Below are 23,729 nucleotides of genomic sequence, written 5' to 3'. Positions count from 1 at the left end.
CGATACCTAATAAAGCGCGGTTAAAAATTTATTCTTCGCTACTACATTTATTGCAAATACCATGAGCTTCAATAGTTTGGTGCGAAATGGTAAAGCCCAGTGCTTGAGCTTGCTGATCAAATTCTTGTTGTAAAACATCGGAATGTAATTCATGTACATTGCCGCATTTATCACAGACTAAGAGTTGTGCCGGATGATGTTCATCAAAGTGATGGCAAAGTAAAAACGCATTGCTGGATTCTATTTTATGAATAAAACCCTGCTCAGTTAAAAACTCTAAGGCTCTATAGACGGTAGCAGGTTTAGCGGCAGGCTCGGTTTGCTTTAGTTGTTCAAGTAATTCATATGCACCGATACCGCCATCAATTTTTGCCAATAAACGAAACACTTTCTCTCGAATAGAGGTAAAGCGGGCTCCATTATTTTGACACACCGTGCGAGCACGAGAAACCAAAGACTCTGTATGCATATATAGCTCCAAGTAGCAATTATCGGCAGTGTACCATATCGGTATATAACTGCCACATTGCTATAAAACTGCCATTTGGGGCTACGGCAAGTTCATTACTGTAATAGTTAGTTACTTTAAACGATCGATTTGTTCTTTTAGTTGGTACGATTTATCAGTAACAATACTTTCTAATGTAGCGACTCGTTGTTTAACGTTATTAAGTTCAAGCTTTAAATCATCAACATCTTTGCTGCTAACTTTGTTTTTATTTTTACTATGCACTTCATACGCTGAATAAGCTAAACCACCAATAATAGCAATGGCGGCAATTTCAAATGGTCCCATGAGGTTTTCTCCTTGATAACGAAATAAACAGTAATTCAAGCATCACTAAAACATAACTAAGCATAACTAAAGCAAAGCCAATGCCACATTTATATTGCATTAATAATCAATAGCTTAGGTTTGTGCAAAATATCTTGATAGTATAATTAAACAAAACTTTAGCCAGACTCACTAAAATATAGTGGTAAACTAAGGTTAACGTCTAGCCATTAATTGTAAGCCATTATGACCGATGAAGATTGGATGCAGCTAGCCATAGGCTTAGCCGCTAAAGCCGAAGCACAAGGTGAAGTGCCTGTTGGGGCAGTATTAGTAAAAGATAATCAATTAATTGCAGAGGGCTGGAATCAAATGATTAGCAGCCAAGATCCGTCAGCGCATGCCGAGATGCAAGCGATACGAGAAGGAGCAAAGGCGTTAAATAATTATCGACTACTTGATTGCACACTTTATATCACCCTTGAGCCATGCAGCATGTGTGCAGGCTTAATGGTGCATAGTCGAATTAAGCGTTTAGTGTTTGGGGCTAATGACCTAAAAACGGGTGCCGCGGGTTCAGTATTGAATATTGTGCGCCAAGCAGAATTTAATCATCAGCTTGAAGTCGTATCGGGTGTGTTAGCCTCGGCATGTGCCGAGCAATTATCTGCTTTTTTTCGCCGCCGAAGAGCCGAGATTAAAGCGGCGCGTCTGCAGCAACGCGCTGGCGAATAAAGCCGTAATAATGCTGACGGCGTTGATGACTTTTTATAACACTGATATGCCGTTTTACTTTACGTCTATTGGCAGCAACATGAGATTGACGGCGGCGTTTTAATCTTAGTAAACTATTATTTTTTATTTTCATAGGCTTCCATTCACATTATTGTTTTTTGCTGTCGTTATCAGTAGTGTTACTCGGCTCAATATCAGGCTCAGACACTACAGGCGGCAATGTAGCTGAATCGAGTTCTTCGCTCAACCGAATTTTTTGCTGCTCCATTCTCTGCTCTGCTTGTTGGCGTTCATCGACCCACAACAACGTATCATAATAACGGCGAATATTTTCAACATAGGTAACGGCTTCATCGCCGCGGGCATAACCATAACGAGTATGTTGGTAGTGCCGACGTTGTCGCAGTAGCGGTAATTGCTGTTTCACTTCTAACCATTTATCCGGATCTGCGCCCATATTTTGGCTAAGTTTGCGGGCATCTTCAACATGGCCCCAGCCTATATTGTAAGAGGCTAAAGCAAACCATAATCGATCTGGCATTGGGATGCGCTCGGGTATACGACTAAATAAGCGGTGTAAATAACGGCTGCCACCGCGGATACTTTGTTCAGGGTCAAGGCGGCTATTGACGCCCATTTGCTTCGCCGTTGGCAAAGTTAACATCATTAAACCCCGTACCCCAGTAGGACTTTTGGCTACAGGGTTCCAATGTGATTCCTGATAACTGACTGCCGCAAGAAGGCGCCAGTCAAGTTCACCTGAATAATGTTCAAACCAAGGACGGTAATTGGGTAACACTTGTTCAATGGCATCAATATAGGCCAGCGTGTCTACATAATCAAACTCTTGCACATGGCCAAAATATTTATCTTCTAAAGCAATTAAATCACCGTTTTGATAAACATTACCAAAAAATTCAATTAATACTGCAAATAAGGAATCATCAGGGCTGTCTGCTAGCAACCAACTGACCGGAAGATTATCTTTTACGGTTAGCGCTAAACTCAGTTTAGGATAAAAGCGTCGATTTAAGGCCAGCTGATTAGAATCGGTAATAGTATAAGCAACGTCACCATCTATAACTTGTTGTAAAATTTCGTCAGCATCTAAAGTCGGTTCTTCTAACCACTGTAAATCAGGGTTTTCTTGTTGTAATTGGTGCAATGTTTCAGCGTGGCTGCTGTCTTTAACCACGACGATAGGCGCAGTTAATTCACTTAAGGTGCGGGGCCAAGTATTACCTTGCCGAAATACCAATACTTCATTTATCCAGCGATACGCTGGCGTGGCACGAAACTGGGCTTGGCGTTGCTCGGTTAAGGTTAAACCGCCGGCAATATAATCTACTTTACCTACGGCTAGTTTCTGGATTAAATCATCTAACTGATAACTGGGATAAAGCTCTAACTTAACGCCGAGTTTATCGGCTAAAGCTTGGCTAAGCTCTAATTCAAAACCAATAGGGCCATCTACCCCGACGTAATAGCTAGTGGGGCCATGCAAAATGCCAACTTTAATACTGTCTCGAGTATAAATCTGCTGGAGTTGGTTAGATGTTTGTTGTGGCGAGCAGCCAAATAACATCATTAAAATTAGTAACCAGAAGCTACTTTTGTGCATGTATTCTCACTTATTACGTCATTCTCAGCGCAGTTATAACAAACTTCTAGGCATCAGTCAGTTTTTACTCATACCACTTAGCGATAAATTTCATTATAATGATGCGCCTGTTTTAGGTTCCATCGACGTTCAACCAACGGAAACCAAGCCTATGTTGATCCTGCGTGGTGCACCAGCACTGTCTGAATTCAAAATCCAAAAGCTACTTGAGCAAGCTGCTCAAAGTGGTTTAGCTATCAGCGATATCTATGCTGAATATTTTCATTTTGCAGCTGTTTCAGCGCCGTTAAGCGCAGAACAACAGCAAATACTTAATAAATTGCTGACCTATGGCCCAAGTACTGCTAGCCATGAGCCAGAAGATCAGTTGGTATTAGTGACCCCACGGCCAGGTACCATTTCGCCATGGTCATCTAAAGCAACAGATATTGCCCATAACTGCGGTTTACCGCAAGTACAGCGTTTAGAACGCGGTATAGCTTATTATATCAGCGCTGATGCCCGTTTAGATAAGGCGCAATTACAACAATTATCTGCTTTGTTACATGATCGGATGATGGAAACTGTATTTAGCCAACTTGAACAGGCCGCAGCGTTATTTCAACAAGCCGAACCGGCTGAGTTGAGTTCAGTTGATATTATCAACGGTGGCGCAGAAGCGCTAGCTAGCGCTAATATTACTATGGGTTTAGCATTAGCAGATGATGAAATTGATTATTTATATCAAAATTTCACTAAGCTAGGCCGTAATCCCAATGATATTGAACTATACATGTTTGCCCAAGCTAACTCTGAGCACTGTCGACATAAAATCTTTAATGCCGATTGGACTATAGATGGCGTTGAACAGCCAAAGTCGCTGTTTAAAATGATTAAAAACACTTTTCAGCAAACACCTGATTACGTTTTATCGGCCTATAGTGATAATGCGGCGGTAATGGAAGGCTCCACGGCGGGGCGTTTCTTTGCTCAGCCTGGCACGCACCATTATCAATATCATCACGAACCTATTCATATTTTAATGAAAGTGGAAACCCATAACCATCCAACCGCTATTTCACCATACCCTGGTGCAGCGACTGGCTCGGGTGGTGAAATTCGTGATGAAGGCGCAACCGGTATCGGCTCTAAACCTAAAGCGGGTTTAGTTGGCTTTTCGGTGTCTAACCTACGTATCCCAGGATTTGAACAACCTTGGGAAACTGATTTTGGTAAACCCGATCGTATCGTTACTGCGTTAGATATTATGTTAGAAGGCCCCCTTGGTGGCGCCGCTTTTAACAACGAGTTTGGTCGACCCAATATTTTAGGTTACTTCCGTACTTATGAAGAACAAGTACTTAGCCATAACGGCGTTGAAGTCCGTGGCTATCATAAGCCCATTATGTTGGCGGGCGGCTTAGGTAATATTCGCGAAGATCATGTGCAAAAAGGCGATTTATTACCCGGTTCAAAATTAGTGGTATTAGGCGGCCCAGCGATGAATATCGGCTTGGGTGGCAGTGCGGCATCATCAATGGCATCGGGTGAGTCTGCGGAAGATTTAGACTTTGCGTCAGTACAACGTGAAAACCCAGAAATTGAACGCCGCTGCCAAGAAGTGATCGACCGTTGTTGGCAGATGGGTAAAGATAACCCTATCGTATTTATTCACGATGTGGGTGCCGGTGGTTTATCTAATGCGTTTCCTGAGTTAGTAAACGATGGCGGTGTTGGCGGTAACTTTGAGCTACGCAACGTGCCGAATGATGAGCCTGGCATGTCGCCATTACAAATTTGGTGTAACGAGTCGCAAGAACGCTATGTTATGGCTATTCCTGCTGACAAGATGGCCATCTTTGAAAAAATTTGCTTACGCGAACGCGCGCCTTTTGCCGTAGTCGGAGAAGCCACTGCCGAGAAACATTTAACCTTAACGGATAAGCACTTTGGCACCACGCCTATTGATTTACCGTTAGAGGTTTTATTAGGTAAAGCGCCGAAAATGCATCGCGATGTAGTGAGTGCGCAGGTAGTAGGTGAGCCATTAGTGTTAAGCGGTGTCACGATTAGTGATGCAGCCGAGCGTTTATTGCGTTTACCAACCATTGCCGAAAAGTCATTCTTAATCACCATTGGTGACCGTTCAGTGACCGGTTTAGTCGCGCGCGATCAAATGGTTGGCCCATGGCAAGTGCCAGTCGCTAACTGTGGTGTTACCGCCGCGAGTTACGACACTTATCATGGCGAAGCCATGGCAATGGGCGAGCGTACGCCAGTAGCATTATTAGATTTTACGGCATCAGCACGTTTAGCCGTAGCTGAAGCGATTACTAATATTGCCGCAACTGATATCGGCAGCTTAAAACGGATTAAGTTATCGGCTAACTGGATGGCCGCTGCAGGGCATCCGGGTGAAGATGCCGGTTTATATGCCGCAGTAAAAGCCATTGGTGAAGAGTTATGTCCGGCACTTGAAGTGACGATACCGGTGGGTAAAGACTCTATGTCGATGAAAACCCAATGGCAGCAAGATGGTGAAAACAAAACCGTTACTTCACCCTTATCGCTAGTTATTACCGCTTTTGCGCGTATAGAAGATGTACGTAAAACGGTCACACCACAATTACGTACGGATAAAGGCGTCAGTCATTTAGTATTAATTGATTTAGGCGCAGCGCAAAACCGTTTAGGTGCATCGTGTTTGGCCCAAGTGTATAAACAACTTGGTCAAACACCAGTTGATTTAGACAGCCCTGAATTATTAATTAACTTCTTCCATGCCATACAGCAACTTACCACTGAGCAAAAGCTATTGGCTTATCATGACCGCTCAGACGGTGGTTTATTTGTTACCTTAGCGGAAATGGCGTTTGCCGGTAAAGCCGGTTTTAATGTTGATATTGACGCTTTAGGTGCGGATGATTTAGCGGTGCTATTTAGTGAAGAGTTAGGGGCGGTTATTCAAGTCACTGATGCTGAGCTAGCTTATGTACAACAAGTCTTAGCGCAACATAACTTAGCTGAATTAAGCCATGTTATTGGTACGGTAAACGACAGCGACGTATTAAATATTAAGCGTCAGCAGCATAGCATTTATAGTGAAAGCCGTACCCGGTTACGTTGTATTTGGGCTGAAACTAGCTACCAGATGCAAGCGTTACGTGATAATCCAGAAACAGCTAAACAAGAGTTCGATGCCAAAGCGGATAAAGCTGATCCGGGTTTAAACGTTAAGCTTAGCTATGACTTAAACCAAGATGTTGCCGCACCTTATATTTTAAAAGGTGTTGCGCCTAAAATTGCTATCTTACGTGAGCAAGGTGTTAACTCGCATGTCGAAATGGCAGCTGCCTTTAACCGTGCTGGTTTTAGCGCCATTGACGTTCATATGAGTGATATCTTGGCTGGGCGCACTGAACTAAGCGACTTTAATGGCTTAGTGGCCTGTGGTGGCTTCTCTTACGGTGATGTTTTAGGTGCTGGTGAAGGTTGGGCTAAATCAATATTGTTTAACCCGCAAGCGCGTAAGCAATTTAGCGAGTTCTTTGAGCGTGATAGCACCTTTTCATTAGGGGTGTGTAACGGTTGTCAGATGATGTCTAATCTGAAAGAGTTAATCCCTGGTGCAGATTTATGGCCGCATTTTGTGCGCAATAAATCTGAGCGCTTTGAAGCGCGCGTAAGCTTGGTTGAAATTCAAAAAAACCCGTCGTTGTTCTTTGCTGGCATGCAAGGTTCACGCATGCCCATCGCCGTTTCACACGGTGAAGGTCATGCTGAGTTTGCTAATACTGCGGCTTTTGCTAAAGCCGATCAGAGTGGCACAGTGGCGATGCGCTTTGTGGATCACCATGGTCAAGTAACCGAGCAATACCCTCTTAATCCAAACGGTTCAGCAGCTGGTATTACCGCGTTAACCTCGGCCGATGGTCGTTCAACGATTATGATGCCGCACCCAGAGCGTGTATTCCGTGCCGTTGCTAACTCTTGGCAGCCAGATGGTTGGCAAGAAGACAGCCCATGGATGCGCATGTTCCGTAATGCGCGGGTTTGGTTAGGCTAAATAAGCCGCTCCTTAGCAGCCGCTCCTTAGAAATAGGGAGCGGCTTTTTTATACCAATTACTTTTATAGCATGTACTTTTTATAACATGGCTTTTAAATGCGCCACAACACTGCGACCTAAGGCACTTAAGGCATAACCGCCTTCTAAGGTTGAAACAATGCGACCTTGGCAATGTTTATCGGCTAACGCTTTAAGCTCTGTGGTGATCCAAGCAAAATCGGCTTCGGTTAATAAAAACTGCGACATTTCATCTTCAGCATGGCCATCAAAACCGGCGGCAATAAAAATTAACTCTGGAGCAAACTTATCTAGCGCGGGTAACACATGCTGACTAACTTGCTGTTGCCACGCTACTGATCGACAACCTGCAGGCAAGGGCACTTTTATAATATGCTCTGGTAACGTCTCTAATTCAGCCGTGTCAACATAAGGGTAAAGTTGATCTTGATAGGTTGAGCAGAGCAAAACTCTAGCGTCATGTTGAAAAATATCTTCAGTACCATTGCCATGGTGGACATCAAAATCAACAATAGCAATGCGCTGCAAACTATACTTTTCTAAAGCATAAGCCGCCGCAATGGCAATGTTATTAAACAAACAAAAGCCCATGGCTGCACTGCGAGTGGCGTGATGACCGGGCGGGCGCACCGCACAGAACGCTTGCTGGTTATCTGCTGCCATTACCGTATCTACAGCATTAATGGCAGCACCAGCGGCATGCAGGGCAGCCGTAATACTATGGCGATTAATTTGTGTATCTGGATCAATACGGGCATAACCTTCGCTAGGTGATAGCTCAAACAAGGTGTCGACATGTAGTTTATCGTGCACGCGATATAAGTCTTGTTTAGTCGCGGGTGTGGCATCGCGTTGCTGAATAATATACTCCATGCCCGAGCGAATAAGCTGATCATTAATGGCACTTAAGCGAGCCGGGCGTTCTGGATGATGCTCGCCAGCATCGTGTAAGCTACAACTAGCATGACTAAAAACAGTAATGGCCATAATTAAAGCTCTTTTTGTTTAGGGATGGGCAAGCGTAACTGTAAGGTTACTTCGGTCGGGTCATCAGAGGGTAAACGACTAAACCCAGCTTTTTGGAATACACTGAGCATGGCTCTATTTTCAGCGCGAACAAAAGCCGACATACTGGTTAAACCGCGCAACTGGGCAATATTAATCATCTCGCTTAGTAACAATTTGGCCATGCCCTTGCCCTGATGCTTTTCACGGGTAACAAAAGCCACTTCACAACCGGTATTATTATTAAGTAAATAGTAGCGACCGACCGCTTGAATTTGTACCGCTGAGCCTTTTTGCTTCACAATACATAAGGCCAGATCTTTGGATTGATCGACGCCAACTAAGGTGCAGGATTTTTCTCGGCTCATTTGGGTAGGGATAGCGCTATAACGCAACTGCAAGGTTTCTTTGGTATGGGAGTAAAAAAACTCTTGTAAGCGCCGCTCATCCGAAGGGTTAAGTGGCCTAAGATCAAACTCTTCACCATCAATATCTAATTTTTTAAAGCCAACACTGCCTAATTCTGGTACTTCCATCGGTGTATGCAATTGAAAATGTGGCACCCAATAATGAGCACGAACTTGCTCCAGCAACTGCTCACGAAATTTAGGATGAGCGACCCGTATTAACTCTAAAGAGCGCTCCCGAATGCTTTTGCCACGTAATGATGCCACGCCAAACTCCGTTACCACATAATGGACATGACCTCGCGACGTTACGACACCAGCTCCTTCAGATATCACAGGTACTATGCGTGATACGGTGCCATTTTTTGCCGTAGAGGGCAGGGCAATAATGGGTTTACCACCATTGCTCATTGACGCCCCTCGGCTAAAGTCAACTTGGCCACCAATACCGCTATAGAATAATCGACCAATGGAATCAGAAACAATTTGCCCGGTTAAATCGACTTCAATAGCGCTATTAATGGCAATCATTTTATCGTTTCTGGCAATATTGGTGGGGGAGTTAATATATTCGCTGGGATAAAAACCAAAGTGCGGGTTAGCATGCACAAAGTCATATAGCGCTTTGCTGCCGATACAAAAACTGGTTACGGTTTTACCTTGATGAAAGGTTTTTTTTCGATTGTTAATAACGCCTTTCTTAATCAAATCCATTATGCCATCAGTGATAAGCTCGCTATGTACGCCTAAATCTTTATGGTTACTTAAATAGCGTAAAACTGCATCACTGATTTTACCTACTCCAACTTGAATGGTGGCACCGTCTTCGACTAATAAAGATACATATTGACCAATACGTTCTGTTACGGCGTCTAATGGCGGCGGGATAACTTCAGGTAAAGCTTGTTCGGCATAATAAAACGCATCTATTTGGTCACGATGGATAAAAGCTTGGCCATAGGTAACGGGCATGGCGGGATTGACTTGGGCAATCACTTTTTTCGCTGCTTTGACGGCTCCGGACACGACGTCAACTGAGACGCCTAAGGAATGATAACCATGTTCGTCAGCTGGGCTCACCATAATAAGCGCTGCATCTAAAGGTAAAATACCATCACTAAATAAGGCGGGAATGCCCGACATAAAGCAGGGAGTATAATCAGCTCGACCTTCGGCTACGGCTTGGCGAACTTTATAACCGCTAATATAAAAAGCATTTACTTTAAACAACTGCTGATGTTGCGGCTCGGCCCAATTATTGTCACCTAATATAGCGACCTGGACTATTTCAATATCGTTTAGCTGCTTGGCATTATTGATAAGATCATTAACTAATGCGGTTGGCGCGGCGGCATGTGAACCTAAAAAGATGCGATCGCCTGATTTCAATAGCTGCTGCCAATTAAGCTTATTTTGACCGGTCATTACCAATTCCTTAGAGATTGCCCGTTTTATCTATCTGAGCTTACTCTAAACAAAAAGGCAACTGCTGTGCAGTTGCCTTTAGTCTTATAGAGCAATATTTATGCAGCGACTAATCAATACTGCGTTGGTCTTGGCGACGTGAGGTCACCGTTTGACGCTGCGCTTGCGGACGTGATTCACGTACTGTGGCCGCCGCTCTAGTCTGTTGTGCCGGCCTCGTTTGTTGCACCGGTCTTGACTGTTGTACAGCTCTTTGTTGACTAGCTTGTTGGCGCACTGCACTGTGATTTGACCGCTGTTGCTCACGTGCTTGCGGGGTATTAACCGCTTGGCGCTGTTGGCTGCGCTCTTGCGTGCGATGCTGGCTTTGCTGTTGAGTCATAACTCGCTGCGAATTGGGCATCACTGCACTAGCTGGGCGTTCTTGCATCAGTTTAACCCGAGTATCTTCATGTTGCTGACTACGGCGCTGCACACGTTCTACTGGCTGCGTTCTATCTACAACTGGACCTTGTGTGCGTTGATCCGAGCGCAGTTCACGAGTTGTCGTGGCGTGATCACGACGATTATTTATTCGGTCATTCTGTACTCTATCCTGCCGCAAGTTAGTACTATTAGTTACGTTGCGCTTAGGCTGATTAGATATTGTGACTTGATCTGCACTACGACGCTGATATGCCGGACGGTTCTCACGGGTAACCTGTGTTTTATTATAGTCACCATTATAGTTATCACGACGATAACCTCTATTTGGCTGACCTTTATATTCTTTGGTGTACTGTTTAGGGCCATAACCACCGTTGTATTGCTTATTTAACCGTGGGTGACGGTAATGTACGCCCCGACGATGGTAGCTGTCATGATACCAGCGATTGCTATTGGTAAAATGCACTCGACGTCTTGGATAGTAGCGAGGTGGTGAGTAATAATAGTTATGATTAACGATGATATGGCGTTGCTGCCAATCAAATACACCAAAGTAGAACCAAGGGTTTACATTAACACTGACACCCCAAGAAATGGCGTTATTAGTATAATGTCCACCTACATTGTGCCAATAAACTGGAGGGTAGGCAGGCCACCACCAGTTACCATACACAACACGGGTATCATAAACGGGCACATAAATAACTTCTTTACGGGCCGGCTCAATAATAATGATGTCGCGGTCACGTTCGACAACAACATGCTGAGTATCGTTTAAGCTACCTTGTTTATACGCTTTTTGCCGCAATAACTGCACCCGAGATAGCACTTCGGTTTCATCTTGTAGAAATGCTTCACCTAGTTGCTCTGTCCAGCTTAAGTCATCACTTAATCGAGTAAGTATCTGCGGAAAAGCCACTAAGGCTTTTACACTGGGATCCCAGTTCTCATCTTCAACGGCATCCACGGCTTGTTGGCCACTTAGCTTTTTATGTCGATTAAGCCAACGATCGGCTTGTACAACTTCTAAAGGATAAGTAGAAGCTATTAATATATGGGTTAGTACAGTGTCTGGATAAAGTGCAATTGGCGCCAACATTTGATCCAGTTCAGCTTCAGAAATGGTATTATCTGCTGCTGAAGCAGTGACAGGGCTGAGCATAAATATTAAGCAAACTGTCATTGCATAACTTAATTGCATCAGTAAGCGTTTCATATTAGCTTCCTCTTAGCTATCGCAGATCAGTAAGTGAATTCCTACTGGCGATATTTTGTTCAATTAAGTGAAGTTATAAGCTTTAGCGGCTGAATTGAAACTGAACTTTACCTAATCTTTACATTCACTAGCAGTATTCAAAAAACTATTGGTAACCTAATGAGCATAGCATTAATTATCCCCGATCGAGACCTTACCGAGCTGCAGCAGCGTTTACAGCAGAAACTTCCGCAAACTGAAGTTGAAATTTGGCCTAATATTAGTCAAGCGCAAAACATCGAGTTCGCTTTAGTGTGGAAACCTCCACTAGGTAGCTTATCTAGCCTGCCTAATTTAAAGGCTATTCAGTGTTTTGGTGCCGGTGTTGATGCTATTTTACAAGATAGCAGCATCCCGCTTGTGCCGATAGCCAGAATTGTTGACGACAGGCTTAGTCAAACAATGGTCAGTTATTTAGATGGTGTTGTTGCGCACTACCAATTACGCTTTGATACGTTTTTACAGCAGCAACAGCAACAGATTTGGAAGCCGAAAAGCCCAAGAAAGTTAACCCATATTTGTATCCTAGGATTAGGTGAGTTGGGTACAGCCGCCGCTAAGCATTTTGTGGCATTAGGTTATAAGGTTAGTGGTTGGTCAAGACGCGCAAAGAGCCTACCTCAAGTTACTAGTTATAGTGGTGATACTGAATTGGCTGCAGCAGTGACCGATGCAGATGTGGTGATTTGTTTATTACCCTTAACCGAGCAAACAGACAGCCTGCTCAATGATGAAGTATTTGCTGTTTTTAAAACCAACAGTATTCTTATTAATGTCGCTCGCGGTGCTATTGTCGATGATAATGCATTAATTCGTGCCCTAGATAGCGGTAAGTTACAAGCAGCCTGCTTAGATGTATTTCGCCAAGAACCGTTACCTGCTGAACACCCATTTTGGCAACATCCAGCTGTTTTTATTACCCCGCATATCTCAGCTGTCACTAATATAGAAGCGGCCATAGAGCAAACCATCTTAAATTATCAACGCCAGCAGCAAGGGCTACCAATGCAAAATTTAATTGATATCAAGCAAGGTTATTAATATGCAACAGACCTTAGTCACAACATGGTATTTAGATTATCAAGGGCCCACAGTACAACCAGTAACTTGGCCCAACGATGTACAGTTAGTAGAAGCCGAAATAGCCAGTCCAGAATTGAATCAATTTTTGTTTCGCACCGTAGGCGGACCTTGGCGATGGTATAGCCGCTTAAGTTGGAGCTATCAACAGTGGCTAACGTATCTAGAGCAGCAACAAGTGCGCACTTGGCTGTTATGGAATAAAGGGACGCCGGCAGGCTATATTGAGCTGGTAAAGCACCAAGATAACAGTGTTGAAATTATGTTCTTTGGTCTATTGCCGCAATTTGTTGGCCAAGGCTTAGGTAAAAAGCTGGCGCAACAGGCCATTTATTTAGCCCATTCTTGGCAGGCGACAAAGGTATGGTTACATACTTGCAGTGCAGATCATCCAGCAGCGTTACATAATTATCAACAAGCCGGTTTTAAGATTGTTAACAGCAAGAAAGCGTTAGAAACCCTGCCAGAGCCGAACGATAACCAACTTTTAACCGCTGAGTTTGTATTTTCTGCGTTACAGCATCATAGCAAAAGCGCTGGTTAAATACCCAGTTATTGTTAAATTGTTACAATTTCTCTAGACTGTTACGCGACTTAAGTTAACTTGGGTCAGATCTTAAACTAATAATAATAAAAAGCGTTACTGAGGTTAGTTATGAGTAAAGCGTCCAGTCGTGGTTTTGGCTTTACCGCAATCGCTGTTGTTGTAGTATTAATGGCGTTATCGGCATTTTTGACCAGAGCCGAAGCAGCATTACTGTATATAATATAAGTAATATTTTAAGCTGCAGGAATCTATAGGTCGAACGGATTGACCAGCACAGCCCCCAAGAGTATGTAATACTATTGGGGGCTGTTTTATTTGTACTCGAGCTATACTCGGCCAGCACGTAATTCGGGCAGTACTAATTCGGCCTAGTACTTTACTAGGCTAGTACTTTACTCGGGTAGCACTGTCGCAGGATGGTTTGCTAACGTGGTTTGTTGCAGCGCTTTCTCTGATCTTTTCGCTTTTATAAAGTGAAAAATATAATAAGCATTAATTAACAATACTAATAAGTTTGAAATCACACCTTGCAAAATATCGATATGGCTATAATAAACAAATAGCATGCTACAACCAATAAGGGTAGCAAGACGTAAGCGGAACACATCTTTAATAAAAAACGCTCCGATACAGATAACCAAGCCAATCCAGCTGATAATATCAAAAAATAAATTTTCCATATCGGTACTGCCAATATTAAGGGGGTGGTTGAATTGTGTGCATTATGCTGCCAGATCAAAAATTGCTCAACTGAGTAATTTTGCTAGTTTCGCATTAGATAAAGTAATCAACACTAGGCAAGCTGTAACAGAGGTTTGTTTTGCTTATATAAAGATTTTATAGAAATTATATAGAGACTTTATAGAAAGCTTTGTTGCTTATTTAGCCACTGAAAGCAGCAAATATAAATTAAGCAACTATACTAAAAAAGTGATGTTGCTGTGCAGGAGGCACACTATGGTTCCGTTAAGACTTTACGAAGTTATGCCATATATTTATTTTATTGCAGGTGCAAGCATACTCCAATTGCCTATAGTGGCTAATTCTTGGCTAGGTGTCAGTTTAGCGTTGTTATTGATGGCGCGAGGGGCAACTATTTGGGTGTTACGATCGCATAATCGCCGTTCTGATGGTGTCAGAAATAAAAGTTTAGGCCCATTACCATTTTGGTTATATGAACTATTACCTTTTGTATATGCCGTTAGTGCGGTATGTATTTTCTCTATTGCTGACAATCTGTACTTGTATCCATCGGCAGCAATATTACTGAGTGTATTTTTATTACTGTATTTATTTCGCGTTTTATATCGTAAACATCAGCGGCCTGATGTGAAATTTCCACGTCAGGCGCTGCGTTAACTGTCTACCATGTCACTGTGTCACGTATAAGTGTAATGACGATGACAGTACACGTTGATAGATACCGTTACACCTTGATAAAGGTAGGTACCGATTATTGTCGTAAGTCTACTTGGCTATTCGCTACGGCTTTAGTGGTGATTAACCAAGCGGCTAAGTTTTGCGCTAAAGCTTCGGCATTTACTTTATCAAAGGTGTCGTTAGCAGTGTGATGATAATCAAAGTAATCGGTACCATCTTGTAATAAGGTTACTACCGGCACACCTAGTGCTTTAATTACCGAGACATCAGGACCGCCAGAAGCATTATTATTACCTAAGCTAATATCTAAATGCGCCAGTTTCTGTTGTAACTCGGCAATAAATGCTAGCGATTTTTCACCGACACCACTGTCTAAACGCCAAACTCGGTCGGCACCAAAATCTGACTCTGACGCAAACACATGCTTATCCATATTAGCGGCATGTTTGGCTGCGTAGGCTTTAGCGCCTAATAATCCGCCTTCTTCATTACCAAATAGCACTACGCGAATAGTACGCTCTGGTTGGCCTTGTTGTTTGATTAATGCGCCCACTGCCATCACTAAGCCTACACCTGCGCCATCATCTAATGCACCCGTGCCTTGATCCCAAGAATCTAAGTGAGCACTAATCAACACAATTTCATCAGGTCGTTTGCTTCCGGTAATCTCGGCAATAACGTTATGGCTTTTTACGATACCGGGTAATTTATTCTGCATTGTTAGCTGTAGGGTTAAATTAGGTTGTAGCGCTAACATTTTTTCTAATTGAATCGCATCTGGTACAGAGATAGCTGCGGCAGGAATACGCGCTACATTATCGCTATATCGCATTACGCCAGTATGAGCAAAGCGATTTAAACTAGTACCAACAGAGCGAATAATAATGGCTTTAGCACCGAGTTTTGCTGCTTCTACTGCGCCTTGCGCGCGCGCGCCCACCACTTGGCCATAAAATTCACCTTCTTTATCTTTTGCCATACTATGGTTAATAAAGACAATTTTACCTTTTACTCTAGGTGTGTCGGCATTTTTTAGTTGCTCTAAACTGTCAAACATCACTACGTTGCTATCAATACCCAAAGCTGGAGTCGCAATTGAGCCGCCTAATGCGGTTACTACTAAAGACTGATGAAAAGGGGCATTCACGGTTAATGATGCTGCGCCACGCTGCCAATATGGCATATCAAAAGCTTCACGCCATACTTTATCGTATCCTAGCGCTGCAAAGTTTTTCTCTGCCCAAACCACGGCTCGCTCGTCTGCAGCGCTGCCGGCAATACGTGCACCTACTTCGACAGTCAACGACTCGGTAAGTTTATAAGCTAATGAATTATCGAGTTTTAGCTCATTAGCCGCCAAGTTGACACTAACTGTCGCAATTAGCATTGTTAACCAAATTTTCATGTTTTAGTATTATCCTTAGGTAAGTGATGACGCAGACTTTAGCATTTTTAGTAGCGGTCTACAGTATGAATAGTGTAAATTTATACTGAGTCAAAGGAATTGACATGGAGCAGCAGGATGCAACAGGGTGTGCCCGTAATACGAGCCTTAATTATTGATGATATTGAAAGCGTACGGCAGCATTTAAGGCAAATTTTATTTCAGCTTGGTATTGTTGATGTTCTAGAAGCTAAAGACGGCCTTAGTGCTGGGGCGCTATTTAACCAGTATAAGCCTGAGTTGGTATTTCTTGATTTACAATTGCCAGATATCAACGGTCAGTTGTTGTTAAAGCAATTTAAATTAAGCCAACAGCAAACAAAAGTATTTATTATTTCAGCCTATTCAACGGTGGATAATTTAAAGCAAGCGTTAGAATATGGCGCTAGTGCTTTTGTTATTAAACCCATTTCAGCCCATCGTATCAGTAAATTAGTCCAGCCATTGTTAGTGTAAACCAGATAAATTTAAGCTACACGGCTGATCAATTATCGGTTGTTTATTGCTAACATGTTTAGTTTAGCGCTGAAAACGAATATGCTTAGCGCAAGTAAAGTGTGTAAGGGGTTTCGGTACCATGAAGTTAGCCGATATGCTAGATAACTCAGCCAAAGCGGTGAAGTTGCTCAAGGCAGTATCAAATGAGCGTCGCTTATTAATTATGTGTCATTTACTTCCCGGTGAATTATCAGTGGGTGAAATGAACCAGAAGCTAGAATTAAGTCAATCTGCGTTATCGCAACATTTAGCCTTATTACGTCGGCATAAATTAGTGAAAACGCGAAAAGTTGCGCAAACAGTCTATTACAGTATTAATAGCGAGGAAGCAAAAGCCTTAATAGGTTTGCTGTATCAATTATATTGCACAGACAAGCCAGAAATTTAGCACAAAAAAAACCGGCTAATGCCGGTGTTTTTTATTTTGCTTTGTCTTAAGCCGCGCTTAATGCTTTTACATGTGCATTTAAACGAGATTTATGACGAGCTGCTTTATTTTTGTGAATCAGACCTTTAGCGGCCATGCGATCCAAAATAGGCATCATTTTGTTTAATGCTTCAGTTGAAGCTGTTACGTCAGCAGTAACTACCGCTGCGTAGGTTTTCTTGATGAAAGTACGCATCATAGAGCGTTGACTAGCGTTTTGCTGACGACGTCTCTCTGATTGAATTGCGCGCTTCTTAGCAGACTTTATGTTAGCCAAGGTGACACTCCTAAAAACTAAAAACCGGACCCTTTAAAGGCCGCATAATATGCCTATTTAATGGCCCGTTGTCAAATGAATTTACGATAAATACCTAGAATTAATCTATCTAGCTACTGGTAATTGTATTCTATAAACAGGCAGAATAGCACTGGTATTTTCCGAGGAGTGATTTCGTGTCAGATAAGTTATTAAAATCAGGCCTAATTGTTAGCGCTATGACCCTGATTTCTAGGGTGTTAGGCTTAATCCGTGATGTGGTGGTGGCTAATTTTATTGGTGCCGGAGCTGCAGCTGACGTATTCTTCTTCGCCAATCGTATTCCAAATTTTTTACGGCGCTTATTTGCCGAAGGCGCTTTTTCTCAAGCTTTCGTACCGGTTTTAGCAGAAGTTAAAGCCAAACATGGTGATGATGCGGTGCGATTATTAATCGCCAAAGTGACTGGCAGTTTAGGCGCTGTCGTGACTATCGTAACGCTTATAGGTGTTATTGCTTCACCTATTGTAGCTATGTTGTTTGGCATGGGCTGGTTTATCGAATGGTTAAATGACGGCCCAGAGCAGCATAAATTTGAATTAGCCAGTGTTATGCTAAAAATAACCTTTCCTTATTTATGGTTTGTTAGTTTAGTGGCGTTATCTGGGGCGATTTTAAACACCTATAACCGTTTTGCTGTCGCAGCGTTTACCCCAGTATTTTTAAATATCGCTATTATTGCTTGTGCAATTTGGCTGGCACCTACTTTAGAAGTACCCGCTTTGGCCCTTGCTTGGGGCGTATTTATCGGCGGAGTAATACAACTGCTGTTCCAATTACCCTTTTTAGCCAAGGCTGGATTTCTGGTTATGCCTAAGTGGGGCTGGCACGATGAACATGTGGTTAAAATTAGAAAATTGATGTTACCAGCATTATTTGGTGTATCAGTAAGTCAAATTAACTTATTACTTGATACCGTCATTGCTTCATTCTTATTAACGGGCGCCGTCAGCTGGTTATATTATTCCGATCGGTTAATAGAGTTTCCGTTGGGGTTATTTGGCATTGCTATCGCCACGGTCATTTTACCTAATTTATCGCGGCATCATGCTGGTGAAAATAAAGTACGCTTTAGTCAAACCTTAGATTGGTCGCTGCGTTTTGTGGCTTTATTTGGCATTCCAGCGATGGCAGGGTTAATGGTGTTAGGTAAACCCATTATTTCCTTGCTGTTTATGCGCGGTGAGTTTAGCCAGCACGATGTATTAATGGTGTCACATAGTTTAGTGGCTTATAGCTTAGGTTTATTTAGTTATATGCTGATTAAAGTATTAGCCCCAGGCTTTTATGCACGGCAAGATATTAAAACCCCAGTGCGTATTGGTATCATCGCCATGGTCGCCAATATGGTATTTAACTTAATGCTGGCACCGTTTTTAAGTTATGTTGGTTTAGCGTTGGCGACTTCGATGTCGGCTAGTTTAAATGCATTTTTACTCTATCGTGGTTTAAAATTAGCTCAGGTATACCAATTAACTAAAGCAACTTGGTTGTTTTTAGCCAAGCTAGTGCTAGCCACTATATTGATGGCTGCACTATTATATTGGCAAACGCCCAGCTTTTCGGCTTGGCTATTATTAAGCTTTAGTCAGCAAGCTATGTACTTATCAGGGCTATGTATAGCAGCCGTTTTGGTCTATTTTGTGCTGTTATTATTGTTTGGTATCAGATTAAGCCACTTCAAGGCGAATTCTATTGCTGAAAGCAACTGAGTTAGCGGTTATAATGCGCGGTTTATAAACAGCAGGTAGAATCAGCAAGCATGGAGTTAATTCGCGGCTTACATAATATTAAAGCTGAACATCACGGCTGTGTATTGACGATCGGTAATTTTGATGGTGTTCATTTAGGCCATCAGGCGGTATTGGCAAAGCTAATCGCGATAGCGCGGCAACAGCAACTGCCGGCTTGTGTCATGCTATTTGAGCCACAACCGTTAGAGTTATTTGCTGCCGAAGCTGCCCCAGCAAGATTGTCACGGTTTCGTGAAAAATATACGGCTTTAGCTGCGTTAGGTATAGATCGTTTAATTTGCGTTAATTTTAATGCTGCCTTTGCGGCTCAGCAGCCAGAGCTATTTATTCAGCAATTGCTATTAAAGCAGTTGGGTGTGGCGCATTTAATTGTCGGTGATGATTTTTGTTTTGGTCAAAATCGTTGCGGCAATTTTGCTATGCTGAAAAAAGCGGCTGAAAAATACAAGTTTGGTTTAACCAATACTTCTAGTTTAGTAATGGGCGAGCAACGTATTAGTAGCACGTTAATTCGTCAAGCTTTGCAGCAAGATAAGCTAAGTTTAGCGGCGGATATGTTAGGCCGGCCTTTTTCGTTAACAGGCCGAGTGCGCCATGGTAGAAAACTAGGTCGCGACCTAGGCTTTCCTACGGCAAACGTGTTTTTATATCGACGCAAGCTGCCGGTTGCAGGTGTGTATGCTATTCGCGCTAAAACCATGTATGGCTGGTTTGACGGTGTCGCTAATATTGGTAACAGACCCACTGTACAAGGTAAACGACAGCAGTTAGAAGCGCACTTATTTGATTTTAAAGCCGACTTATATGGCAGCCAAATAGAAGTGCAGCTGGTAAAAAAGATTAGAGACGAGCAACGCTTTGCAGATTTAATGGCATTGCAACAACAGATCGCAACGGATGTCGTTGCGGCTAAACAGATTTTTAATAGCGAGGCTGATGTAACCCAATCAGACGCTAACACTGACATAACGGAACATAACGGATGAGTGATTACAAGCATACCTTGAATTTGCCACAAACTGCCTTTGCGATGCGGGCGAATTTGGCCCAGCGTGAGCCACAAATGTTAGCTAAATGGACCGAAGCCGATTTATACGGCAAAATTCGGGCAGCTAAAAAAGGTAAAAAAAGCTTTATTTTGCATGACGGCCCTCCTTATGCAAACGGCAATATTCATATTGGCCATGCGGTAAATAAAATCCTTAAAGATATTATTGTTAAAGCCAAAACGTTATCTGATTTTGACGCCCCGTTAATTCCTGGTTGGGACTGTCACGGTTTGCCTATCGAATTAGTGGTAGAAAAAAAGTACGGTAAACCGGGCGTAAAATTGACTGCGGCTGAATTTAGACAGAAATGTCGTGAATTTGCTGCCACCCAAATCGATGCCCAGCGTACCGATTTTATACGTTTAGGTGTGTTTGCTGATTGGGATAACCCATACCGCACCATGGATTTTGATTTTGAAGCTAATATCATTCGTTCATTAGCCAAAATTGTCGATAACGGTCATTTACAGCAAGGCTTTAAGCCGGTGCATTGGTGTACCGACTGTGCTTCAGCGCTAGCTGAAGCCGAAGTTGAATATCAAGATAAAGTATCACCCGCCATAGATGTTCGCTTTGCAGTAACTAATGAAGCCGACGTTGATCGTTTTGATCATCCAGAAGGTCATAAAGGCAGTGGCAAGGTGTCTGTGGTTATTTGGACCACCACACCTTGGACCATTCCGGCTAACCGGGCAGTCGCTGTGAATGCCGAGTTAGACTATAGCTTAGTGCAAGTTGAGCAAGGCCCGAATGGCGCCGAGCGTTTAATCATAGCAACCGATTTAGTCACAGATGTGATGGCTCGAGCGGGTATTGAACATTATCATGCTTTAGGTTTTGCTAAAGGTGAAAGCCTAGAGTTAATGCCTTTACAGCATCCGTTATATGATTTCTCAGTACCGGTAGTATTAGGCGATCACGTTACAACAGATTCAGGTACCGGTTGTGTGCATACAGCACCAGGTCATGGTCAAGAAGACTTTATTGTTGGTAAACACTATAACCTAGAAATCGCTAATCCAGTGGGTGCGAATGGGGTGTATTTACCGGATACGCCATTATTTGCAGGCCAGCATGTATTTAAAGCTAACGACAGTGTAGTTGATGCCTTACGTGATGCTGGTGCTTTGTTATTACACAAAGCCTATACCCATAGTTATCCGCATTGCTGGCGTCATAAAACGCCGATTATTTTCCGTGCAACACCGCAATGGTTTATCAGCATGGAGCAACAAGGCTTACGCCAAGCATCATTACAACAAATTGAACAAACCCGTTGGATCCCAGAGTGGGGTCAGCAACGGATTGAAAAAATGGTTGCAGGTCGTCCAGACTGGTGTATTTCACGCCAGCGTACTTGGGGCGTGCCAATAGCCTTATTTATAGATAAAGATACCGGCGCCTTGCATCCTAACACTGCTGAATTAATGGAGCAGGTTGCACAGTTAGTTGAAAAAGAAGGTATTCAAGCTTGGTTTGATTTAGAAGCTGAAACCTTAATTGGTGATGACGCTGAGCAATTTGTTAAAGTTAAAGATACCCTAGATGTGTGGTTTGATTCGGGTGTCACGCATGCCTGTGTGGTGAGCAAGCGGCCTGAGTATAATGGTACTAGCCAAGCCGATTTATATTTAGAAGGTTCGGATCAGCATCGTGGTTGGTTTATGTCGTCGTTAATGACTGGCGTAGCCATTAATCAACATGCACCTTACAAACAAGTATTAACCCATGGTTTTACCGTAGATGGTAGTGGTCGTAAAATGTCTAAGTCGTTAGGCAATGTTGTTGCACCACAAGACGTGATGAACAAGCTTGGCGCTGATATTTTACGCTTATGGGTGGCAACCGCCGATTACACCTCAGAAATGACGGTGTCAGATGAGATTTTAAATCGGGCAGCAGATACTTATCGTCGTATTCGTAATACCGCGCGTTTTTTACTGGCTAACTTATCGGGTTTTAATCCTGAAAATGATATGGTCGCTTTTGAAGACATGGTGCAACTGGATCTGTGGGTGGTTAATCGCGCTGCACAGTTACAGCAAGAAATTGTCGATGCTTACGATAACTACCAATTCCATCAGGTTAGCGCCAAAATCATGAATTTCTGTACTGTTGAATTAGGTAGCTTCTATTTAGATGTGATTAAAGATCGCCAATACACGGCTCATGCTGATGGTATTGCCCGGCGTTCTTGTCAAACTGCGCTGTATCATATCGCCCAAGCGATGGTACGCTGGATGGCGCCAATTATGAGCTTTACTGCTCAAGAAATTTGGCAAGAGTTACCAGGCCAGCAAGAAGAGTTTGTGTTTACTGATGTTTGGTATTCAGGTTTTGCAGGCATTAGCGGTGGCAAGTTTTCTAATGACTATTGGCAGCAGCTATTACAACTGCGTGATGCCGTGAATAAAGTATTAGAAGCGGCACGTCGTGACGACAAAATTGGCGCCTCTTTGCAAGCTGAAGTGACCTTGTACGCTAATGATAAATTAGCTGCAGATTTAGCCTTGTTAGCCAATGAATTACGTTTTGTGCTAATTACCTCTACCGCTACCGTTAGCACTGATGCAGCACCTGCCGAGGCGATAGCGACAGATATTGCTGGCTTAAGCGTATTGGTTAATGCGTCTACCGCAACAAAATGCGAGCGTTGCTGGCACCACCGCCATGATGTTGGTGCGAATCCAGCGCATGAAGGCTTATGCTTACGGTGTGTTAGTAACATAGACGGTGAAGGCGAACAGCGAGAGTTTGCATAATGAAGTTATTTAGCCAAACCGGTTGGCGTTTTTGGTGGTTAATGTTGCTGCTATTAGTCGCCGATCAGGTGACTAAACAAATTGTGATTCAAAATATGCAGTTGTTTGACTCCATTAGCGTTTTACCGTTTTTTAATTTTACCTATGTCCGTAACTATGGCGCGGCGTTTTCTTTTTTAAGTGACGCCGGCGGCTGGCAACGTTGGTTTTTTACCCTAATTGCAGTGGTTGTGAGTATTGTTATCGCAGTGTGGTTAGCCAAGTTACCACGACAGCAGGTTAAGTTAAGCTTAGCTTTAAGCTTAGTGTTAGCTGGCGCGATAGGGAATTTGATTGATCGTAGCGTGTATGGCTATGTTATTGATTTTTTTCATCTATTTTATAAAAACTGGCATTATCCTGCATTCAACGTTGCAGACTCTGCTATTTGCATTGGTGCAGTGTTATTAATCTGGGATAGTTTTACCCATAAAACTGAGGCTAAGCATGTCTGATGTTTCTAATGTAACAAAGGTGACGGATACTAGCGCCATGGCAGAAGCTACTAGCAATACAGAAGCAACTATAGGCGCTAACAGTGCGCTTATTTTTCACTTTGATATTAAACTGGCAGATGGTAGCGCAGCGGATAGTACCCGCGTGCATAATAAACCGGCTAAGTTGCAAATGGGCGATGCTAGTATTTCAGCGGCGTTTGAAGCTGAACTAACCGGATTAAAAGCCGGCGATAAAAACGTTTACCCTAGCGCCTGAAGATGC

General features: G+C 43.0%; 22 protein-coding genes. 12 read left to right on the top strand and 10 right to left on the bottom strand.

The window, feature by feature from the left end:
* Positions 1 to 28: 28 nt before the first annotated feature.
* Both zur and BI198_RS15055 read right to left on the bottom strand, forming a co-directional pair.
* Positions 29 to 469, bottom strand: a complete 441-nt coding sequence (gene zur, locus BI198_RS15060; RefSeq protein WP_070050288.1) for a zinc uptake transcriptional repressor Zur — start codon at positions 467 to 469, stop codon at positions 29 to 31.
* 111 nt (positions 470 to 580) lie between these two features.
* Complete coding sequence (locus BI198_RS15055; protein WP_070050287.1) at positions 581 to 796, bottom strand: hypothetical protein; 216 nt, start codon at positions 794 to 796, stop codon at positions 581 to 583.
* Between the two features lie 225 nt (positions 797 to 1,021).
* Between BI198_RS15055 and tadA the strand changes: the two genes are divergently transcribed.
* Entirely contained in the window at positions 1,022 to 1,510 is a 489-nt protein-coding gene (gene tadA / locus BI198_RS15050) for a tRNA adenosine(34) deaminase TadA (protein WP_070050286.1), read from the top strand.
* Here tadA and BI198_RS16155 read toward each other — a convergent pair.
* Both BI198_RS16155 and mltF read right to left on the bottom strand, forming a co-directional pair.
* Complete coding sequence (locus BI198_RS16155) at positions 1,473 to 1,643, bottom strand: hypothetical protein (RefSeq protein ID WP_201243529.1); 171 nt, start codon at positions 1,641 to 1,643, stop codon at positions 1,473 to 1,475. The two genes, tadA and BI198_RS16155, sit on opposite strands and share 38 nt — an antisense overlap.
* A 15-nt stretch (positions 1,644 to 1,658) precedes the next feature.
* Positions 1,659 to 3,131 (bottom strand): membrane-bound lytic murein transglycosylase MltF, encoded by a 1,473-nt coding sequence (mltF, locus tag BI198_RS15045; protein WP_070050285.1) that lies wholly within the window; start codon positions 3,129 to 3,131, stop codon positions 1,659 to 1,661.
* A gap of 151 nt (positions 3,132 to 3,282) precedes the next feature.
* Between mltF and purL the strand changes: the two genes are divergently transcribed.
* The gene (gene purL / locus BI198_RS15040) at positions 3,283 to 7,176 is read left to right on the top strand and encodes a phosphoribosylformylglycinamidine synthase (protein WP_070050962.1); all 3,894 of its coding nucleotides are present in this window, start codon (positions 3,283 to 3,285) and stop codon (positions 7,174 to 7,176) included.
* A 79-nt stretch (positions 7,177 to 7,255) separates the two neighbouring features.
* On the opposite strand, the gene BI198_RS15035 is transcribed toward purL, so the two are convergent.
* From BI198_RS15035 to BI198_RS15025, 3 genes are all read right to left on the bottom strand, one after another.
* Entirely contained in the window at positions 7,256 to 8,182 is a 927-nt protein-coding gene (locus BI198_RS15035; RefSeq protein WP_070050284.1) for a histone deacetylase family protein, read from the bottom strand.
* Between the two features lie 2 nt (positions 8,183 to 8,184).
* Complete coding sequence (locus BI198_RS15030) at positions 8,185 to 10,032, bottom strand: bifunctional acetyl-CoA hydrolase/transferase family protein/GNAT family N-acetyltransferase (protein WP_070050283.1); 1,848 nt, start codon at positions 10,030 to 10,032, stop codon at positions 8,185 to 8,187.
* Positions 10,033 to 10,141: 109 nt separating this feature from the next.
* Positions 10,142 to 11,674: a DUF3300 domain-containing protein gene (locus tag BI198_RS15025; RefSeq protein ID WP_070050281.1), complete on the bottom strand. Its 1,533-nt coding sequence runs from the start codon at positions 11,672 to 11,674 to the stop codon at positions 10,142 to 10,144.
* Positions 11,675 to 11,833: 159 nt separating this feature from the next.
* Here BI198_RS15025 and BI198_RS15020 point away from each other — a divergent pair, with 159 nt between their 5' ends.
* Together BI198_RS15020 and BI198_RS15015 are read left to right on the top strand one after the other, a co-directional pair.
* Positions 11,834 to 12,754 (top strand): 2-hydroxyacid dehydrogenase, encoded by a 921-nt coding sequence (locus BI198_RS15020; RefSeq protein ID WP_070050280.1) that lies wholly within the window; start codon positions 11,834 to 11,836, stop codon positions 12,752 to 12,754.
* Between the two features lies 1 nt (position 12,755).
* Positions 12,756 to 13,337 (top strand): GNAT family N-acetyltransferase, encoded by a 582-nt coding sequence (locus BI198_RS15015; protein WP_070050279.1) that lies wholly within the window; start codon positions 12,756 to 12,758, stop codon positions 13,335 to 13,337.
* Positions 13,338 to 13,732: 395 nt separating this feature from the next.
* Here the strand turns inward: BI198_RS15015 and BI198_RS15010 are convergent, their stop codons facing one another.
* Positions 13,733 to 14,020 (bottom strand): hypothetical protein, encoded by a 288-nt coding sequence (locus tag BI198_RS15010; RefSeq protein WP_070050278.1) that lies wholly within the window; start codon positions 14,018 to 14,020, stop codon positions 13,733 to 13,735.
* Between the two features lie 277 nt (positions 14,021 to 14,297).
* On the opposite strand from BI198_RS15010, the gene BI198_RS15005 reads away from it, so the two are divergent.
* Positions 14,298 to 14,699 (top strand): DUF5656 family protein, encoded by a 402-nt coding sequence (locus BI198_RS15005; RefSeq protein WP_070050277.1) that lies wholly within the window; start codon positions 14,298 to 14,300, stop codon positions 14,697 to 14,699.
* 94 nt (positions 14,700 to 14,793) lie between these two features.
* Here BI198_RS15005 and BI198_RS15000 read toward each other — a convergent pair whose 3' ends face one another.
* Complete coding sequence (locus tag BI198_RS15000; protein ID WP_070050276.1) at positions 14,794 to 16,125, bottom strand: M20/M25/M40 family metallo-hydrolase; 1,332 nt, start codon at positions 16,123 to 16,125, stop codon at positions 14,794 to 14,796.
* Between the two features lie 117 nt (positions 16,126 to 16,242).
* On the opposite strand from BI198_RS15000, the gene BI198_RS14995 reads away from it, so the two are divergent.
* On the top strand, positions 16,243 to 16,620 hold the full coding sequence (locus BI198_RS14995) for a response regulator transcription factor (RefSeq protein WP_070050275.1): 378 nt from the start codon (positions 16,243 to 16,245) through the stop codon (positions 16,618 to 16,620).
* A gap of 121 nt (positions 16,621 to 16,741) precedes the next feature.
* A complete protein-coding gene (locus BI198_RS14990) occupies positions 16,742 to 17,050 on the top strand; it encodes an ArsR/SmtB family transcription factor (protein WP_070050274.1) in 309 nt (102 codons plus the stop codon).
* A 46-nt stretch (positions 17,051 to 17,096) separates the two neighbouring features.
* On the opposite strand, the gene rpsT is transcribed toward BI198_RS14990, so the two are convergent.
* Positions 17,097 to 17,366, bottom strand: coding sequence for a 30S ribosomal protein S20 (gene rpsT, locus BI198_RS14985; RefSeq protein WP_070050273.1), 270 nt, complete (start codon positions 17,364 to 17,366; stop codon positions 17,097 to 17,099).
* A 176-nt stretch (positions 17,367 to 17,542) separates the two neighbouring features.
* Here rpsT and murJ point away from each other — a divergent pair, with 176 nt between their 5' ends.
* The 5 genes from murJ to BI198_RS16390 are packed head-to-tail and all read left to right on the top strand — an operon-like array spanning position 17,543 to position 23,723.
* Complete coding sequence (murJ, locus tag BI198_RS14980) at positions 17,543 to 19,117, top strand: murein biosynthesis integral membrane protein MurJ (protein WP_070050272.1); 1,575 nt, start codon at positions 17,543 to 17,545, stop codon at positions 19,115 to 19,117.
* A gap of 50 nt (positions 19,118 to 19,167) precedes the next feature.
* Complete coding sequence (gene ribF, locus BI198_RS14975; RefSeq protein WP_070050271.1) at positions 19,168 to 20,145, top strand: bifunctional riboflavin kinase/FAD synthetase; 978 nt, start codon at positions 19,168 to 19,170, stop codon at positions 20,143 to 20,145.
* Entirely contained in the window at positions 20,142 to 22,970 is a 2,829-nt protein-coding gene (gene ileS / locus BI198_RS14970) for an isoleucine--tRNA ligase (RefSeq protein WP_070050270.1), read from the top strand. The genes ribF and ileS overlap by 4 nt, the downstream gene beginning before the upstream one ends.
* The gene (gene lspA / locus BI198_RS14965) at positions 22,970 to 23,464 is read left to right on the top strand and encodes a signal peptidase II (protein WP_070050269.1); all 495 of its coding nucleotides are present in this window, start codon (positions 22,970 to 22,972) and stop codon (positions 23,462 to 23,464) included. The genes ileS and lspA overlap by 1 nt, the downstream gene beginning before the upstream one ends.
* A complete protein-coding gene (locus BI198_RS16390) occupies positions 23,457 to 23,723 on the top strand; it encodes an FKBP-type peptidyl-prolyl cis-trans isomerase (protein WP_268793912.1) in 267 nt (88 codons plus the stop codon). Before lspA ends, BI198_RS16390 begins: the two co-directional genes overlap by 8 nt.
* Positions 23,724 to 23,729: the final 6 nt, after the last annotated feature.

The sequence above is a fragment of the Rheinheimera salexigens genome (assembly GCF_001752395.1).
In the GTDB taxonomy this organism is placed as follows: domain Bacteria; phylum Pseudomonadota; class Gammaproteobacteria; order Enterobacterales; family Alteromonadaceae; genus Alishewanella; species Alishewanella salexigens.
The sequence above is the reverse complement of the archived record's forward strand: the minus strand, read 5'-3'. Positions and strand labels throughout refer to the sequence as shown.